General features: G+C 68.0%; 15 protein-coding genes. 9 read left to right on the top strand and 6 right to left on the bottom strand.

All coding sequences use genetic code 11. The features are described 5' to 3' along the window. Positions 1–17: 17 nt before the first annotated feature. The 5 genes from RU09_RS11330 (at position 18) to RU09_RS11310 (ending at position 5861) form a co-directional block, all read left to right on the top strand. Positions 18–1358 (top strand): glycoside hydrolase family 125 protein, encoded by a 1341-nt coding sequence (locus RU09_RS11330; RefSeq protein WP_052492948.1) that lies wholly within the window; start codon positions 18–20, stop codon positions 1356–1358. Then, entirely contained in the window at positions 1355–2317 is a 963-nt protein-coding gene (locus tag RU09_RS11325; protein WP_079111992.1) for a carbohydrate ABC transporter permease, read from the top strand. Before RU09_RS11330 ends, RU09_RS11325 begins: the two co-directional genes overlap by 4 nt. Further along, the gene (locus RU09_RS11320; protein ID WP_079111991.1) at positions 2317–3273 is read left to right on the top strand and encodes a carbohydrate ABC transporter permease; all 957 of its coding nucleotides are present in this window, start codon (positions 2317–2319) and stop codon (positions 3271–3273) included. The genes RU09_RS11325 and RU09_RS11320 overlap by 1 nt, the downstream gene beginning before the upstream one ends. Positions 3274–3332: 59 nt before the next feature. Beyond that, entirely contained in the window at positions 3333–4583 is a 1251-nt protein-coding gene (locus RU09_RS11315; protein ID WP_042540657.1) for an ABC transporter substrate-binding protein, read from the top strand. Between the two features lie 72 nt (positions 4584–4655). Continuing rightward, entirely contained in the window at positions 4656–5861 is a 1206-nt protein-coding gene (locus RU09_RS11310) for a glycoside hydrolase family 76 protein (RefSeq protein ID WP_052492947.1), read from the top strand. 215 nt (positions 5862–6076) lie between these two features. Here the strand turns inward: RU09_RS11310 and RU09_RS11305 are convergent, their stop codons facing one another. From RU09_RS11305 to RU09_RS11290, 4 genes are all read right to left on the bottom strand, one after another. Further along, positions 6077–7192, bottom strand: a complete 1116-nt coding sequence (locus RU09_RS11305) for a GntR family transcriptional regulator (protein WP_042540655.1) — start codon at positions 7190–7192, stop codon at positions 6077–6079. 95 nt (positions 7193–7287) lie between these two features. Beyond that, on the bottom strand, positions 7288–8472 hold the full coding sequence (locus RU09_RS11300) for a MalY/PatB family protein (protein ID WP_042540653.1): 1185 nt from the start codon (positions 8470–8472) through the stop codon (positions 7288–7290). A 198-nt stretch (positions 8473–8670) separates the two neighbouring features. Next, entirely contained in the window at positions 8671–9411 is a 741-nt protein-coding gene (locus RU09_RS11295; RefSeq protein ID WP_042540733.1) for a 3-keto-5-aminohexanoate cleavage protein, read from the bottom strand. A 35-nt stretch (positions 9412–9446) separates the two neighbouring features. Next, the gene (locus RU09_RS11290; protein ID WP_042540651.1) at positions 9447–9674 is read right to left on the bottom strand and encodes a DUF2188 domain-containing protein; all 228 of its coding nucleotides are present in this window, start codon (positions 9672–9674) and stop codon (positions 9447–9449) included. Between the two features lie 227 nt (positions 9675–9901). Here RU09_RS11290 and RU09_RS11285 point away from each other — a divergent pair, with 227 nt between their 5' ends. Continuing rightward, positions 9902–11389 (top strand): serine/threonine-protein kinase, encoded by a 1488-nt coding sequence (locus RU09_RS11285; protein WP_082041099.1) that lies wholly within the window; start codon positions 9902–9904, stop codon positions 11387–11389. Positions 11390–11564: 175 nt separating this feature from the next. Here RU09_RS11285 and RU09_RS11280 read toward each other — a convergent pair whose 3' ends face one another. Then, positions 11565–12026, bottom strand: a complete 462-nt coding sequence (locus RU09_RS11280; RefSeq protein ID WP_042540731.1) for a VOC family protein — start codon at positions 12024–12026, stop codon at positions 11565–11567. A gap of 100 nt (positions 12027–12126) precedes the next feature. On the opposite strand from RU09_RS11280, the gene RU09_RS11275 reads away from it, so the two are divergent. The 3 genes from RU09_RS11275 (at position 12127) to RU09_RS18725 (ending at position 15739) form a co-directional block, all read left to right on the top strand. Further along, positions 12127–13068 (top strand): helix-turn-helix transcriptional regulator, encoded by a 942-nt coding sequence (locus tag RU09_RS11275; RefSeq protein WP_042540730.1) that lies wholly within the window; start codon positions 12127–12129, stop codon positions 13066–13068. A gap of 197 nt (positions 13069–13265) precedes the next feature. After that, the gene (purL, locus tag RU09_RS11270) at positions 13266–15599 is read left to right on the top strand and encodes a phosphoribosylformylglycinamidine synthase subunit PurL (RefSeq protein WP_042540649.1); all 2334 of its coding nucleotides are present in this window, start codon (positions 13266–13268) and stop codon (positions 15597–15599) included. Continuing rightward, positions 15596–15739: a hypothetical protein gene (locus tag RU09_RS18725; RefSeq protein ID WP_164481679.1), complete on the top strand. Its 144-nt coding sequence runs from the start codon at positions 15596–15598 to the stop codon at positions 15737–15739. Before purL ends, RU09_RS18725 begins: the two co-directional genes overlap by 4 nt. A gap of 223 nt (positions 15740–15962) precedes the next feature. Here RU09_RS18725 and RU09_RS11265 read toward each other — a convergent pair whose 3' ends face one another. Beyond that, positions 15963–16532 carry a TetR/AcrR family transcriptional regulator gene (locus RU09_RS11265; protein ID WP_231567518.1) on the bottom strand — a complete coding sequence of 190 codons (570 nt, stop codon included), beginning with the start codon at positions 16530–16532 and terminating at the stop codon, positions 15963–15965. Positions 16533–16574: the final 42 nt, after the last annotated feature.

Raw genomic sequence — 16574 nt, 5'->3', positions numbered from 1 at the left:
GTTCACCGAGGAGCATCGTGGCTCAGACCCATTCGGACTTCATCCACTCCGTCGCAGAGCGCGTGCGATCGCGCACAGACGAGGCGACAGCGGCCATGTTCGAGCGCTGCTTCGAGAACACCCTCGGCACCACCCTGCGCGAGATGCCCGACGGCACCCTGTTCATGCTGACGGGCGACATCCCCGCGATGTGGCTGCGCGACTCGACCGCCCAGCTCGGCCCGTACCTGCACTTCGCTGCCGAGGACCAGACCATCAGTGACATGATCGCCGCGGTGTCGCGCCGGCAGATCGAGTACGTGCTGCTCGACCCGTATGCCAACGCTTTCAACGCCGCACCCGACGGCAGCGGACACCAGAGCGACCGCACCGAGCAGTCGCCCTGGATCTGGGAGCGCAAGTACGAGGTCGACTCCCTCTGCTACCCCGTGCAGCTCGCACACGACCTGTGGGCGACGACGGGCCGCACCGATCATCTCGGCGACTCCTTCGCCCGCGCCGCACGTGTGATCATCGAGCTCTGGCGCACCGAGCAGGACCACGAGGCCCACTCGACGTACCGGTTCGAGCGCTTCGACTGCCCGCCCAGCGACACACTCGTGCGCGAGGGGCGCGGCAGCGAGACGGCGCCGACGGGCCTCACCTGGTCGGCGTTCCGCCCGAGCGACGACGCCTGCGAGTACGGCTACAACGTGCCGGGGAACATGTTCGCCGCAGTCGAGCTGCAGCACATCGAGAGCATCGCGATCGAGGTGCTGCACGACGAAGACCTCGCGGCGAGCGCTCGCGACCTGCGCGCCGACATCGAGCGCGGCATCGCCGAGCACACGGTCGTCACGAGCCCTTCGGGCGACGACATCTATGCCTACGAGGTCGACGGTCGCGGCGGCATCCTGCTTCTCGACGACGCGAATGTGCCGAGCCTGCTGTCGCTGCCGCTGATCGGCTGGTGCGGAACGGACGATCCGCTCTACCTCGCAACCCGCCGCTTCATTCTGAGCACCGCGAATCCGGTCTTCTTCGCGGGAACCCTCGCCTCGGGAACCGACTCGAGCGGCCTCGGCAGCCCGCACACCCCGGTCGACCACGTCTGGCCGATCGGCCTCTGCATCGAAGCGCTCACCACTGACGATCGGGCCGAGAAGGAGCGCATCCTGCGGCTGCTGCTCGAGACGGATGCCGGAACCGGCCTCATGCACGAATCGTTCCTCGTCACCGATCCATCTGTCTTCACGCGGGAGTGGTTCTCGTGGGCGAACGCGATGTTCTGCGAACTCGTGCTCGACATGACCGGACTCGCCACTCCCCGTCGAGAGCCCGTCCGCCGCGAGCCCCTCACCGAAGCGCGACCGGCATGAGCGCCACGACCACGGACGCTCCGGCATCCGTCGACGAGTCCCGCCCGACGAACACGGGGCCCACACCCGGCAAGCCGCGGAAGTCCCGCAACCCCAGCGCGAGGCAGATGACCTGGAACGCCTGGCTGTTCCTGCTCGTGCCCGGCGTGCTGTTCGTCGTGTTCATGGCGCTGCCGATCGTCATCGCACTCGTGCTGAGCCTCACCGACTACGCGATCGTCGGCGACTTCGAGTGGCTGGGCATCCAGAACTACCTCGACATCGCGGTCGACCCGTTCTTCTGGATCGCCCTGCGCAACACCGCCTACTACACGGTGCTGTACGTGCCGGCGGGTCTCGTCGTCGCCCTCGGCACCGCCCTGCTTCTCAATCGCCGCCACCGTGCGGTGCGCCTGTTCCGCACCCTCTTCTACATCCCCGTCGTCGCCTCGACAGTAGCGACCGCGACGATCTGGTTCTGGATGCTGAACCCGCAGAACGGTCTGCTGAACGTGGCGCTCAGCTGGTTCGGCATCGACGGGCCCGCGTGGCTGTACGAGTCGCAGTGGGCGATGATCGCGATCGTCATGATGAGCGTCTGGGCCGGGTTCGGCGCCAACATGATCATCTTCCTCGGGGGCCTGCAGGGAGTGCCCGGGGAGCTCTACGAAGCGGCCCGCCTCGACGGGGCGAACGCCTGGCAACAGTTCCGCTACGTCACGCTCCCGTCGCTCACGCGCACGACATTCCTCGTGTCGACGCTGCTCATCATCGGCGCGTTCCAGGTCTTCGACCAGGCCTATGTGCTGACGAAGGGCGGACCGGGCAACTCGACCGTCACGATGGTCTATTACATCTACAACAAGGGCTTCGGCGCGCTCGAGATGGGCTACGCGTCGGCCCTGTCGTTCGTGCTCTTCCTGATCATCCTCGTGTTCTCGCTTCTGAACGCGAAGCTCAACAACCGGAAGGGCGTCTGATGACGAACACGCTCAGCGGTGGCCGCGCCATCGAGACCGCGCTGGCCGCCGGCACCCCGGTGGCCCCACCCCTGCATTCGCGCCGCAAGCCGACGACCCGCAAGCGCATCGCGACGGTCGGCTGGTACATCGGCGTCATCCTGATCAGCGTCGTCACCGTCGCCCCGCTCGTCTGGACGATCTCGACCTCGTTGAAGCCCGCCACCGAGATCCTCTCGGGCGCGCTCAACCTGATCCCCGCGAACGCCACACTCGAGAACTACCTGCAGGTGTTCGAGGAGGTGCCGTTCGGCCGCTACTTCGTGAACTCGCTCGTGCTCGGCATCGGCGGGGCCGTGACGAACATCTTCTTCGGCGCCCTCGGCGGCTATGCCCTGGCCAAGCTGCAGTTCAAGGGCCGCGCGGCGGTCTTCGCAGTGTTCCTCTCGTCGCTCATGATCCCCGGCATCATCACGATGATCCCGTCGTTCCTGATCCTGCGCTCGATCCCGTTCGCCGGCGGCAATGACGTCTTCGGACAGGGCGGTCTCGGCCTGATCAACACCTACTGGGCTGTGATCATCCCCGGTGCCGCCGGAGCCTTCGCCGTGTTCTTCATGAAGCAGTTCTTCGAGACGCTTCCCGACGAGCTGGGCGAAGCGGCCCGCATCGACGGCGCGAGCGAGTTCCGCATCTTCGCGATCATCTACTTCCCCCTCGCCAAGGCCGGGCTCGCGGTGCTGGGCATCATCAGCTTCCAGGCCGGATGGAACAACTTCCTCTGGCCGCTGATCGTGCTCAACAGCCAGGACATGATGACCGTCCAGGTCGGCCTCGCCTCGTTCGTCAACAACTACGAGACCGCTTTCGGTCCCCTCATGGCCGGCACCGTGATCGCCAGCCTCCCGGTGCTGCTCGTGTTCCTCTTCGCGCAGCGCTACATCATCGAGGGCGTCGCCCACGTCGGGTCGAAGTGATCCACCGGTTTTCCCTTTCCCACCACACCCACCACACGCATCACACCAAGGAGATTTCGATGAAGAAGCACCTGAGAGTCCTGACCGTGTTCGCCACGGCATCCCTCGTCGTGACCGTCGCCGGCTGTGCATCCGGCAGCGACGCCGGCGGCGGCGACGGCCCCGAGCCCGTCGTCATGTGGGGCTCGTGGTCCGGCGACCAGGTCGACCAGCTCGAAGCCCAGGCCGAACGGTTCAACGAGTCGCAGGACGACTACGAGGTCTCGTACGTGCCGCAGGAGCTCGTCGAAGAGAAGCTCCTCACCTCGCTCGCCGGCGGTCAGGTTCCTGACGTCGTGCTCTGGGACCGCTATCAGACCTCGCTCTACGCGCCCAAGGGAGCACTCGCCCCGATCGACGAGTTCATGGAAGAGGATGCCGTCGACACGAGCATCTTCTACGAGCCGGCGCTCGGCGAGATGGAGGTCGATGGCGAGCTCTACGGCCTGCCGCTGCTCGTCGACAACCGATCGCTGCTCTTCAACCAGACGCTGCTGACGGATGCCGGAGTCACCGCACCCACCGACTGGGACGAGCTGAAGACCGCCGCCGAGGCGCTCACCGTGAAGGACGGCGGCAAGCTGACGCAGGCCGGCCTCGACCTCAGCGACCCCGGCCTGTTCAACATGTACCTCGCGCAGGCGGGCGGTCAGCTGCTCAACGACGACCAGACGAAGACCGCGTTCAACAGCCCTGAGGGCCTCGAGGTGCTGAACTTCTGGCAGAGCCTGCTCGATGCGGGCGTCTACGAGCAGGGCTTCGGCGACACCGGGGACTCGTTCGCCGAGAGCCGCACGGCCATGAAGCTCGACGGGCCCTGGGCGCTCTCGACCCTCGACAAGGTCGACGGCCTCGAATACGGCGTCGTGCAGCCGCCCGCCGGACCGAACGGCGACCAGGGCGCCTACATGGGTGGCTTCGGACTGGTCATCCCCGAGGGCGCGAAGAACGCCGAAGGCGCGTGGGAGTTCATGAAGTGGTGGACGACCGAGGCCGAGAACGGCGTCGCGTTCGGTGAGATCTCGGGCTGGATCCCGGCCAACATCGAGGCCGCGAACGACCCGTTCTTCACCGAGGACGAGCACTACGCCGCCTTCATCGAGACGATGAACTACGCGCAGACCCGCCCCAACGTGCAGGGCTTCTCGGACGTCGAGGGCAAGGCGCTCGTGCCCGCGCTCGAGCGGTTCCTGTCTGGCGAGATCTCGGCCGAGCAGGCGCTGAAGGATGCCCAGGAGCAGGGCGACCAGCTTCTCGAACAGAACCGCTGACCCCCGTCGGATCGCGCAGTCGTCTCAGACGGCCGCGCGATCCGCCGCCATCCACCCTCAGGAAAAGGACACATGACCAGCACTTCCGCGCAGACCTGGTCGGCCCGTGCCGACACCGCGCAGCAGAGCCTCGACCACTTCTTCGGTGTTCCCGGCATCCAGTTCCTCGCGAACAGCCACCCGCATGACCGCGGCGACACCGAGGTCTTCAACTACTGGTGGCTCGCCCACGTGATCGACGCCCGGGTGGATGCCTGGGTGCGCACCGACGACGACGCCTGGATCGCGCAGGCGATCACCGCACGCGACAACATCGTCGAGCGCAACGGCGGGCAGCTCTTCAACGACTACTTCGACGACATGCTGTGGTTCGCTCTCGCGCTCGAGCGCGTGCACCGGGCGACCGCCGAGCGGCAGTACCTCGACGAGGCGATCGCGATCTGGGATCACGTCATCGCCGAGGGATGGAACGAGACTCTCGGGTGGAGCCTCGCCTGGCGCAAGCAGCAGCTCGCATACAAGAACACTCCGGCGAACGGACCGCTCGTGATCCTCGGGGTGCGATTGAGTCGCCTCGACACGTCGCGCGACTATCTGTCGTATGCGCGGCGGGCCTTCGACTGGCTGACCGCGAACCTGGTCGGCGACGACAGCTTCGTCGAAGACGGCATCAACCGCACCGGTGACGGCACCGTCGACACCCAGTGGCGCTTCACCTACAACCAGGGGCTCTACGTCGGCGCCGCGGTCGAGCTGTTCCGCGCCACGGGCGACGACGTCTTCTTGCAGCGGGCCGTGCAGACGGCGATCACCGCGGTGCGCGAGCTGAGCGACGGGACGGTCTTCCCGGACGAGGGAGACGGCGGCGACGAAGGCCTCTTCAAGGGCGTCTACTATCGCTACCTCGGTGAGCTGCTAGCGGTTCTGACCGAGTCGGACTCCTTCGCCTCGGAGCGGGTCGAGCTCGATGGCTTCGTGCGAGCCGGCACCGATGCGCTGTGGCAGAACGGCCTGGTCGACGAGCACCTGCGCCCGGGCAATGACTGGTCGCAGCCGCCGGTCGAGTGGATCCCCTACTCGACCATGGTCAGCGCGATCTTCGCCGTCGAGCAGCGCGCACGGCACGAGGGTCGAGAGGTCGGCGGTGTTGTCGGCGGTGTTGTCGGCGCTTCGGTCGGTGCTGCGGGAGCCGGGGCTGAGGCTCCGGCGGGTGCGGCTCCGTTGGGTGCGGCTCAGGTGGGTGCGGCTCAGGTGGGTGCGGCGCGCGTAGCACGCTGAGACCGGCTCCATGATCCGCCCGTGGGCTTCGGCCTGCGGGCGGATCGCTGCGTTCGGGGGGTCTCCGCGTCCGACCGGATCTCGGCCTGCGGGGGCGGGGCAGCGGTCTCGTATTCAGCATGATCGGCCGGGATCAGCGCCTCTACGACGGTTTCGAGCCGGGAATCCGAGATCCGTGCTGAATTGTGAACGCGCAGCCGGTCAGACGCGACGAGTCAGCCGCGCGGAGCGGCCGACGACGAGCCGAGTATGAGCTCCGTGGGCAGCACGACCTTCTCGATCTCGCTCGGTGCGCTGATCTGGCGCCTCACCGACTCGACGGCCTTCTCGCCGAGAGTGCGCTGTTGCTGGCGGATGTGGGTGTAGCGGAACAGCCGTGTGTCGAACGTGGCATCCGGGTGGTCGAAGCAGACGATCGAGATGTCCGCCGGAACCTCGAGCCCGAGTCTGTGGCATGCCTCGCGCAGCATCAGCGCGATGTTGTACTCGGCCGCGACGTAGCCGGTGATGTCGGGATGCTCTTCGATGAACGCGACCAACCGGGCGATGTCCTGCTCGATGGTGTCGGCGCTGCCGGGCACGGTCGAGCCGATCGTGCGCAGCTCGGCGCTGTTCTCGAGGGGCAGATGGTTGGAGGCGTGAGCGTGGATGTACCCGTTGCGCCGATCGTCGCTCGATGAGACGTGGCTGGTCGAGCTCACGAATCCGATCGTCTTGTGTCCGAGGTCGAGCAGGTGCTCGGTCGCAGCGCGCCCACCCGCGAGGTTGTCGGAGCAGACGGCCGAGACCGGGATCCCGTCGAAGAGGCGGTCGAGGATCACGACGGGGAACTTCTTGGCGACCAGTTCGAGGGCGGCGGGCGGGATGTACTCCGACGAGCTCGGAAGCAGGATCAGGCCCTCGACACCGGCGCCGACCAGGGCGCGGATGCAGGCGTCCTCGTCGGCGAGGTCGCCTCCGGATCGCTTGAAGACGACATGGGTGTCGGCGCCGGTCGCCGCGAGGATGCCCTCGATCACCTTGTTGCCGAAGCTGTCGTCGAAGCTGGTGATCACGCACCCGATCAGAGAGGGGCTGCGGTCGGCGTCGTTCTGCGCACGGGCGGGAGCCTGCGGCGTTGTGGGCGTGAGGCTGGTGACCACCGTGCCGATTCGCGGGCGGCGCATGATCAGACCGTCGGTGCGCAAGAGATCGAGCGCCCGTTTGATCGTGATGGGGCTGACATCGAACCGGCTCGACAGCTCCGCCTCGGACGGCATCCGGTCGCCGACCGCGTACTCGCCCCGCAAGATCGACTCGCGCAACGCTTCGTACACCTGCTTGTAGAGCACGTCTGTCCGATCGTTTCAGCCAATAGTTATATTTAATCTACAGGCTTCGTGAACGGATGTCGCGCCGTATGCCACCTCGCCGCCACGGGAACGATTCACCGCGCGAGAACGGCATCCCCCATCGCCGCGAACGCCTCGCGCAGGATCGGCCGGGGAGTCGCGAACACGACGCGTACGAAGTCCTCGTACCCGCGTCCGAGCAGCGCCCCCTCGGTCAGCACGACTCCGGCGTGGTCGCGGAAGAAGGCGGCCGGCGCGCCCTCGATGCCCAGCGCGCTCGTGTCGATCCAGCCGATGTAGGTCGCGTCCGGTTCGCGGTAGATCGCGCCGGGAAGATGTTCGGCGACGAGCGACCCCAGAAGGTGTCTCGACTCGGACAGATACGCGAGCCCTCCGTCGAGCCACGGCTTGCCCTCGCGATACGCCGCGGTCGACGCGACCACGCCGAGCGTCGCGGCTCCGTGCTGCACCGAGAACCCGAACCGGCGGTAGAGCTCCTGGTCGGCGTCATTGGACGTGATCAGCTGAGCGGTCTTGAGCCCGGGGATGTTCCATGCCTTCGATGCGCTCGTGCCCGTGACTGTGTGCGCGGCCGTGGCCTCCGACACCGACGCGTAGGGAATGAACGGCCGCCCGTCGAAGCGCAGCGGCGCGTGGATCTCATCCGCGAACACCCGACCGCCGTGGCGCTCCACGATCTCGGCGAGCGCCTCGAGCTCGGCTCTCTCGACGACGGTTCCGGTCGGGTTGTGCGGGTTGCAGAGCACGAGCGTGCGGGCACCGGCGGCGAACGCCTCATCGATGCGCTGCAGGTCGTGATGCCAGCGTCCGTCGACCTCGACACCGGGGATCTCGATCACCGGATGCCCGATCGCGGGCAGATATGTCAGGAACGGCATATATGCGGGGGTGGGCACGATGACCGGTGATCCCGCGGGTGCGTACTCCTCCACCGCCACGCGCAGCGCGGCCATCACGTCGGACACCGGATGCACGCGCTCCGGATCGATCGCCCAGTCGTACTCCCGCTGCATCCACTCGGCGGTCGCCTCACCGAGCCGGGCGGCCAGCGGGGGCGACAGGTATCCGAGGTTCTCCTCGTCGATCGCTCGGTGCATGGCATCGGCGATCACGGGCGCGACGCCGAAGTCCATCTCGGCGACCCACGCGCCGATGCGTCCAGGGTGCAGACTCCACTTGCGGCTCTCAGGTCGATCGAGGTCGAACCTCGTGCGGGAGTCGAACGGATGCGGGTCAGTGCGCGCGCGGTGATCGGTCATGGCGAGCGGCTCTCAGCAGCCCGCGAACCGACATCGAGCAGCGCCACCGGCACGACGGGTGCTCACGCGGTCACCCGTCGTCGGTCGACCGGCGCGGTCGGTGGTCGTGATCTCAGACACGAGTACTCCTTCACAGCGTGAGCTTCCACACTAAGGAAGGTCCTGTCGTCGTGCGATTCTCGTTTCGGTGAGTGACGGTCAGGATGCCGCGTCGCGTCGGCCGGCGAAGGCGATCCCGCTCGCCGTGCGCACCAGCGTCGCGTTGTCGGGAGCGGTCCGCCCATCGGGGAGGGAGAGCGTGTCTTCGAGTCCGATGCGCGAATCGAGTTCGAGCTCGACGGCGAGCGTGAACGCGGGCCACGCCGATCGCAGTTCCCCGTGCAGCAGGATCGGGATGTTCGGCTCGTCGAGCCGCACGTGCGCGATCAGACCCTCCGCGTGGCGACGAACGACCTCGACGGCCTCGTCGGGCAGTTCGATGAGCACGCGTGTGCATCGGCTGCGGACAGGCGACCGAGTCCAGGCCTCGAGCCCCGTCGCGTCCCAGATGCCCGCTTCGACTCCGACTCCGCGGCTGAGCAGCAGCTCGGCCACGTCGTCAGCACCGGCCTCATGCCAGTTGACGGATGCGAAGTCGGGGAGGTCCGTCCACTCCGAGATCGCGGCCAGCCGCCGCTCGACATCGGGCTCGATCCACGCTCCGGTCGTCACACCGATCGGCACCTCGGGGCACGCGGACCTCAAGGCCCGCAGCCACCGCCCGACGTCAGCGGCAGCCAGGCTGTCGCGCCCCGCAGCATCCTTGGGGTGCACATGGATCTCGGTCGCTCCCGCGGCCACGGCCCGCGCCGCATCAGCTGCGGAGAGGGCGGCGTCGGCGCTCAGTGCCGGATGCTCTGTTGCCGAACGGGCGCCGTTGATGCAGGCCTGCAACAGCATCCGTCGGTCTGATCGGTCCAACGAATCGCCGCCCATCAGTTCATGAGGTCGCGCGGATGCCAGTCATACAGATTTCCGGTGTCGGATGGTCCCTCGTCGGTGCGCACGGTGTGCTGCACCTGACGCGCCGCCGCTGCTCCGCGACCAGCCCGGACGGCTTCGTCTTGGGTCCCGAAGCTGGAACCCAGGGTGCGGGATTCGCCCTCGATGCGGTTGAACCAGATCCCGTCACGCTGGAAGGTCTCGATGTCGCCTGCGGCCATGCCACGTCCTTTCGATCTGCCTCCTTTCTACGTGACGGGCCTGACACCGGGAGAGCCCCTTGACAGTGTGCCGCCCCGTCGTCAGACGAGCCATGAGCGTCGCGATGAGGGTCGAAAGAGCGGACCATTCACCAAATAGTCGCGGCGTCAAGCCCTGTGACGAGCTCTGCTCGTGCGGTTTACGGTTATCGGATGCATGACCCGGATGCATCAGCAGGGAGCAAGTGATGACGTTGGAAGTGGTCTCGCCCACGGCTGCACTCCTCGACGGACGGTACGTGCTGCACGACCGCGTCGGGCAGGGCGGCATGGCGACCGTCTATCGTGCTGAAGACACGCACCTCGGACGCATCGTCGCGATCAAGATGATCCACGGCGAGGGCCCGGTCGCATCGATCGAGCGGGCGCACACCGAGAAGGCGCTTCTCGCGTCGCTGAGTCACCCCTCGCTCGTGACGCTCTACGACGCGCAGCTCGTCCCCGGGCGCCCCCAATACCTCGTCATGGAGTTCGTCGACGGACCGACCCTCGCCGCGCGCATGGCCGAAGGCCCGCTGCCACCCCGAGACGTCGCGCGCATCACTCGCGACCTCGCCGAGGGACTGGCCGCGGTGCACGCGGCGGGGATCGTGCACCGCGACGTCAAGCCGTCGAACGTGCTGCTGGCACGGGGTCGGTCGGGCCGGCCTCTCGCCGCGAAGCTCGCCGACTTCGGCATCGCCACGTCGATCGAGGACACTCGGCTCACGACGCCGGGGATCGTGCTCGGCACACTCACCTATATGGCTCCGGAGCAGCTGCGCGACGCCGCTCCCGGCACTCCGGTCGATGTCTTCGCGCTGGGCCTGGTCGTGCTCGAAGCCCTCTCGGGGGAGACCGGGTACGCCGCGCTCGGCTCCGGGCGCGCGGCGGCGATCGCCCGCCTCGCGCAACCGCCGAGGATCTCCGAGACGGTTCCCCAGGAGTGGCGCGATCTGCTGACCCGCATGACGCGGCTCGAGCCCGAAGAGCGACCGACCGCGGCCGAGGTCGCTCGTGCAGCGCGAGGTCTGCTGCGGGGCTACGCGTCTGACGCCAACGGTTCCGCAGTCGCTGCGGCGGCGGCAGCCATCGTCGCGTCGGCCGGAGCGGATCCTGTGGCAAGCACGGCGCCGGTGGAGGATGCCGGTGCGGATTCAGCTCGCGGCGGGACTCCGCCGAGTGAGGCTGTCGTCGGTCAGCCGGACGGCAGCGCCGCACCGCCGGCGGCGCCGGAGGCCGCTGCCAGCCCGACAACCCGGACGACGCAGATCGCCGGCACCACCGGCGCGACGGCGGTGCTCGATGCGTCGTCACTCCCGCCGACGCGAGTGCGCACGCGTCCCCACCCCCGCCGACGAATGCTCGTCGGCGCAGCGGGACTCGTCGCGACGGGCGCACTCGTCGTGGGTCTCGCGGCCTTCACCGCGCCGAACCCCGATCACGGCCGACTCGCGTCGGCTGTGGCGGCTCGTACCGCCGTGACGCCTGCGGAGACCACGCCCGCAGAAACCGTGACCGAAGAGGCCCCCGCCGCACCGGTCGAGGTCGTCACCGACTCGGGCAATCAGGGCAACGGCAACAAAGGAGACAAGGCCGACAAGGGCAACCCGGGGAACTCGGGGAACTCCGGGAACTCGGGGAACTCGGACAAGGGCCAGTCCAACGGAAAGACGCCGAAAGAGAAGGACAAGTAGCACTGGCGAACCCTTCGCGCTCGGCAGGTTCGTGCTGGTGGCGGGGTGGGTCCCGCGCCTCAGTTGGCACCTCCCGTCGGTATCCCCTCGGAACACCGACAGCAGGTGCCAACCCAAGAACTCGACCGCCGACGCCGCCCGCCCGGCCGCGACGGCGCGACAGTCTCGCTGTGCGTCAGCCCGCGTAGGCGGCCCGCACGTCGAGCACCCAGGTCACGCCGAAGCGGTCGGTGAGCATCCCGAACCCGGGTGACCACGCCGACGCGGCGAGCGGCTCGACGATCGAGGCGCCGTCTGCGAGAGCGTCCCAGTATCCGGTGAGCTCGTCGAGCGAGTCGGCGCGCAGCGACTGGAAGAAGGGGCGGTCGGTGATCGTCATCCCGTTCTCCCGCGCGGTGGTGCCCGCGGTCGCGTCAGAGTGATCCTCGCCGGGGATGTCGTATGCCATCAACCGGAAGCCGTCGGCGTTCTCGACCTGCCCGAACACGATCTTGTCGGCGCCGGGCACGCCCGCAGGCATCCCGAAGTCGCCGTAGGTGGCGAGTGTCACCTCGCCGCCGAAGACAGCTCCGTAGAACTCGAGCGCCTGGCGAGCGGTGCCGCGGAAGTTCAGGTGGGTGGTGGTTGCGATGCTCATGATGTCTCCTCGATCGTCGTGCGGCGGATTCGCCGTCGAGACCAACACTCACAGCAGAAGAGGACAGTTTCGGTCCTCTACCTGACGCAGAATGGAGGCCATGACCGGCAGCTCCTCACGCATGCTCGCCCTGCTCTCGCTGCTGCAGACGCAGCGCGACTGGCCGGGGCAGGTGCTCGCCGACCGCCTCGACGTCACACCGCGCACGGTGCGCCGAGACGTCGACCGCCTGCGCGAACTGGGCTATCGGATCAGCGCGATCAAGGGTCCGGACGGCGGATACCGGTTGGCCGCCGGCTCCGAGCTTCCTCCTCTTCTCTTCGACGACGAGCAGGCCGTCGCCATCGCGGTCGCGCTGCAGAGCGTCTCGGCCACGGGGATCGACATCGACGAGGGCGCCGCTCGCGCGCTGGCCACCGTGCGCCAAGTGATGCCGTCGCGCCTGCGACATCGGGTCGACGGCATCCGCTTCACCGGCGTCGAGAACGAGACCCGGGTGGATCCGGCGGTGCTCGAGGCCGTCAGCGCCGCAGTGCGAGACCGGCACGTGCTGCGCTTCGACTACGGCGACCACAACCGCCCGGCCCGGCGCACCGAGCCGCACGACGTCGTCGCCCGTGAAGGACGCTGGTACCTCCTCACGTGGGATCTCGAAGCCGACGACTGGCGCACCTTCCGACTGGATCGGATGACCCCGCGCATCCCGACCGGCCCCGTCTTCACGCCGCGCGAGCTGCCTGCGGCCGATGCACAGACCTACCTGGCGGCGCGGGCGAAGGGGTCGGATGCCGGCGACCGCTGGCCCTGCATCGGAGAGCTCATACTCGAGGTGCCCGCCCGCGAGGTCGCGAACTGGATCGGACGCGACGGCAGCGTCGAGCCCATCGACGACGTTTCGTGTCGCGTCACGGTCGGGTCGTGGTCGTGGGTCGGCATCCTCGCGTCGATCGCCCGCTTCGATGCGCAGTTCACGGTCGTCGGGCCACCCGCTCTGGCGGATGCTGCTCGCACCCTCACGGGGCGGTTCGCCGCCGCATCCTGATCTGCGGCCTGCATCGCTTCCCGTGCGTGGTCAAAAGTGCATGCCCCAGCGTTGATTCGGATGCCTTTTCGACCACGCACCCGGTTCAGGATGCCTTTTCGACCACCCACTCGTCATGCTCCTCCGCCCGGGCGATCGGCCACAGCATCCCCCGGTAGACTGGCCATGCCCCGCCGGCCCCTCATCTAGGAGTGCGCGTGACCACCGCCCCTGCACCTGCCCACAAGCACGTCCCCGACTCCGTCGAGAACGCAGCCGCGACTCCGGAGAAGGAACAGCCCTACGCAGCGCTGGGCCTCAAGGACGACGAGTACGCCCGCATCAGGGAGATCCTGGGCCGCCGCCCCACCTCCGGTGAGCTGGCCATGTACTCCGTGATGTGGTCGGAGCACTGCTCCTACAAGTCGTCGAAGAACTACCTGCGCCGTTTCGGCCAGAAGGTCTCAGACGATATGAAGGAGCGCCTGATGGTGGGCATGGGCCAGAACGCGGGCGTCATCGACGTCGGCGAGGGCTGGGCCGTCACCTTCAAGGCCGAGTCGCACAACCACCCCTCGTTCATCGAGCCGTTCCAGGGTGCGGCCACCGGCGTCGGCGGCATCGTCCGCGACATCATCTCGATGGGCGCACGCCCGGTCGCGATCATGGACGCCCTGCGTTTCGGTGCGATCGACCACCCCGACACCGCCCGCGTCGTGCACGGCGTGACCAGCGGCATCAGCTTCTACGGCAACTGCCTGGGCCTGCCGAACATCGGCGGCGAGACGGTCTTCGACTCCGTCTACCAGGCCAACCCGCTCGTCAACGCGCTCGCGGTCGGCGTCCTTCGCCACGAAGACCTCAAGCTCGCCAACGCGACCGGCGTCGGCAACAAGGTCGTGCTGTTCGGTGCCCGCACGGGTGGCGACGGCATCGGCGGCGCCAGCATCCTGGCATCCGACTCGTTCGACAGCACCGGACCCACCAAGCGCCCCGCGGTGCAGGTGGGCGACCCGTTCGCCGAGAAGGTGCTCATCGAGTGCTGCCTCGAGCTGTACCGCGACGAGCTCGTCGAGGCGATCCAAGACCTGGGCGCCGCGGGAATCTCGTGCGCGACCAGCGAGCTCGCGGCCAACGGCAACAGCGGCATGAAGGTCTCGCTCGACAACGTCCTGCTGCGCGACCCCTCGCTCACGGCTGAGGAGATCCTCATGTCGGAGTCGCAGGAGCGCATGATGGCGATCGTCGCCCCCGAGAAGCTCGACGCGTTCCTCGCGGTCGTGCAGAAGTGGGACGTCGAGACGTCGGTGCTGGGCGAGGTCACCGGCGACGGCCGCCTCATCATCGACTGGCAGGGCGAGCGCATCGTCGACGTCGACCCCTCGACCGTCGCGGTCGACGGCCCGGTCTACGACCGCCCGGTCGCCTACCCGACCTGGATCGACGCACTGCAGGCGGATGCCGCCGAGAACCTGCCCCGCTCGAACGACCCCGAGGTGCTGCGCGAGCAGTTCCTCAACCTGGTCGCCTCGCCGAACCTGGCCGACACCCGCTGGATCACCAACCAGTACGACTACTACGTGCTCGGCAACACGGCCCTCTCGTTCCCCGATGACGCCGGCATGATCCGCGTCGACGAGGAGTCGGGTCTCGGCTTCGCGATCTCCACCGACGCGAACGGCCGCTACTGCCAGCTCGACCCGTATGCGGGTGCGCAGCTGGCCCTGGCCGAGGCGTACCGCAACGTCGCCGTCACCGGCGCCGTGCCCACCGCGATCACCGACTGCCTGAACTTCGGCTCTCCCGAGAACCCCGAGGTCATGTGGCAGTTCGGGCAGACCGTCGACGGTCTCGCCGACGGATGCTACGAGCTCGGCACCCCGGTCACCGGCGGCAACGTCTCGTTCTACAACCAGACCGGCGACGTGCCGATCCACCCGACCCCGCTCGTCGGCGTGCTCGGCATCATCGACGACGTCTCGCGCCGCATCCCCTCGGGATGGCAGGACGAGGGCCAGAACATCTACCTGCTCGGCACGACCTCGACCGAGCTGTCGGGTTCTGCGTGGGCCGAGACCGTGCACCAGCACCTCGGCGGACTGCCCCCGAAGGTCGACCTCGCGGGCGAGAAGCGCCTCGCGGGTCTGCTCGGTGCGGCACGCGACGAGTGGCTGATCTCGTCGGCGCACGACGTGTCAGAGGGTGGCCTCGCTCAGGCCCTTGCCGAGGGCGTCTCGCGCTTCGGCGTCGGCGCACGCGTCTGGCTCAACGAGATCATCGAGCGCGACGGAGTGGATGCTGCGACCGCACTGTTCTCCGAGTCGACCGGTCGCGTCATCGTGACGGTCCCGCGTGAGGACGACGTGAAGTTCCGTGGGCTCTGCGAAGGCCGCGACTACCCCGTGATGCGCATCGGCGTGACCGACTCCGAGGGCGCGAAGCTCGAGGTGCAGGACGTCTTCACGGTTCCCGTCGCCGAGATCCGCGAGCGCTCGCAGGCAACCCTGCCCGCCGCCTTCGGCCCGACCGTCAGCGAGCCGGTCAGCGCATGAGCGGCGACGGCCTGAGCGAGGACTACGGCGACCTGGGCGAGAAGCGCAATCGCCGCCTGCGCATCGTCGCCTGGAGCGTCATCATCGCGCTCATCCTCGGCGGCGGCGGCGCGACCGTCATCACGCTGCTGCTCGGCTGAGTTCGGGTCATCCTCCTTCGGGTGCCGGGGCGGGTCGTGTGCTCCTTCGCGCCTCGTGCTCGTCTCCCGTCGGAGCCGGGTCGACGAAGCAGTCGACGAGATGGCGACGAAGGCCGCCCGGCCGAGGCGAGGAGCGGATGCGACGTCGTTCGCGTACGGGCATCGATCGGGTCTGGATGCGCAGACAGGTGGCCAGACAGCGGTGGCTCGGTGAGCCGGACGACTACCGCGAGAAGAAGAAGCGGGTCAGCCGCACGATCGAATCAGGGTCGTGGTGCTCGCGCCCCAGCGACTCGACGATGATCGCGCCGAGGATCGCTCGTCCGAGCTGCTCGACAGGCGCCTCCTCAGCGAGCTGTCCGTCGCGGATGCCACCTCGGAGGCGTTCGGTGAGGTACTTCTCGACCCCGAGGCTGTCGCCGAGGTGCGCTCCGACTCCGGCGTCCTCCGTCGCCGCGGCGACGAGCGAGCGCAGAAGAGCGCCTCCCTCGGGCGCCTCGAGGATCGACAGCACGCTGCGCAGCCAGGTCTCGACATCGGCGGCGAGGTCTCCGGTGTCGGGAACGACGAAGTCGACGGGGATGAGCCGACCTTCCGCGAGGCATTCGCCGATGAGGGCTCCGCGTGACGGCCACCAGCGATAGATGGTCTGTTTGCCGACGCCGGCCTCTTTCGCGATGCCTTCGATCGTGAGCCGGTCGTACCCCTGGTTGTGGAACAGACGAGAGGTCGCGTCGAGGATCGCTTCACGGGCAGCAGTGCTGCGCACGGGTCCGCTTCGATGCTCGTTCACCACACGTTCAGGATAACCACAGAACTCTAGACGAGACGCCCC

The organism is Microbacterium sp. MEJ108Y, assembly GCF_000834175.1.
Taxonomy (GTDB): domain Bacteria; phylum Actinomycetota; class Actinomycetes; order Actinomycetales; family Microbacteriaceae; genus Microbacterium; species Microbacterium forte.
This window is presented reverse-complemented; position numbering and strand designations above follow the sequence as displayed.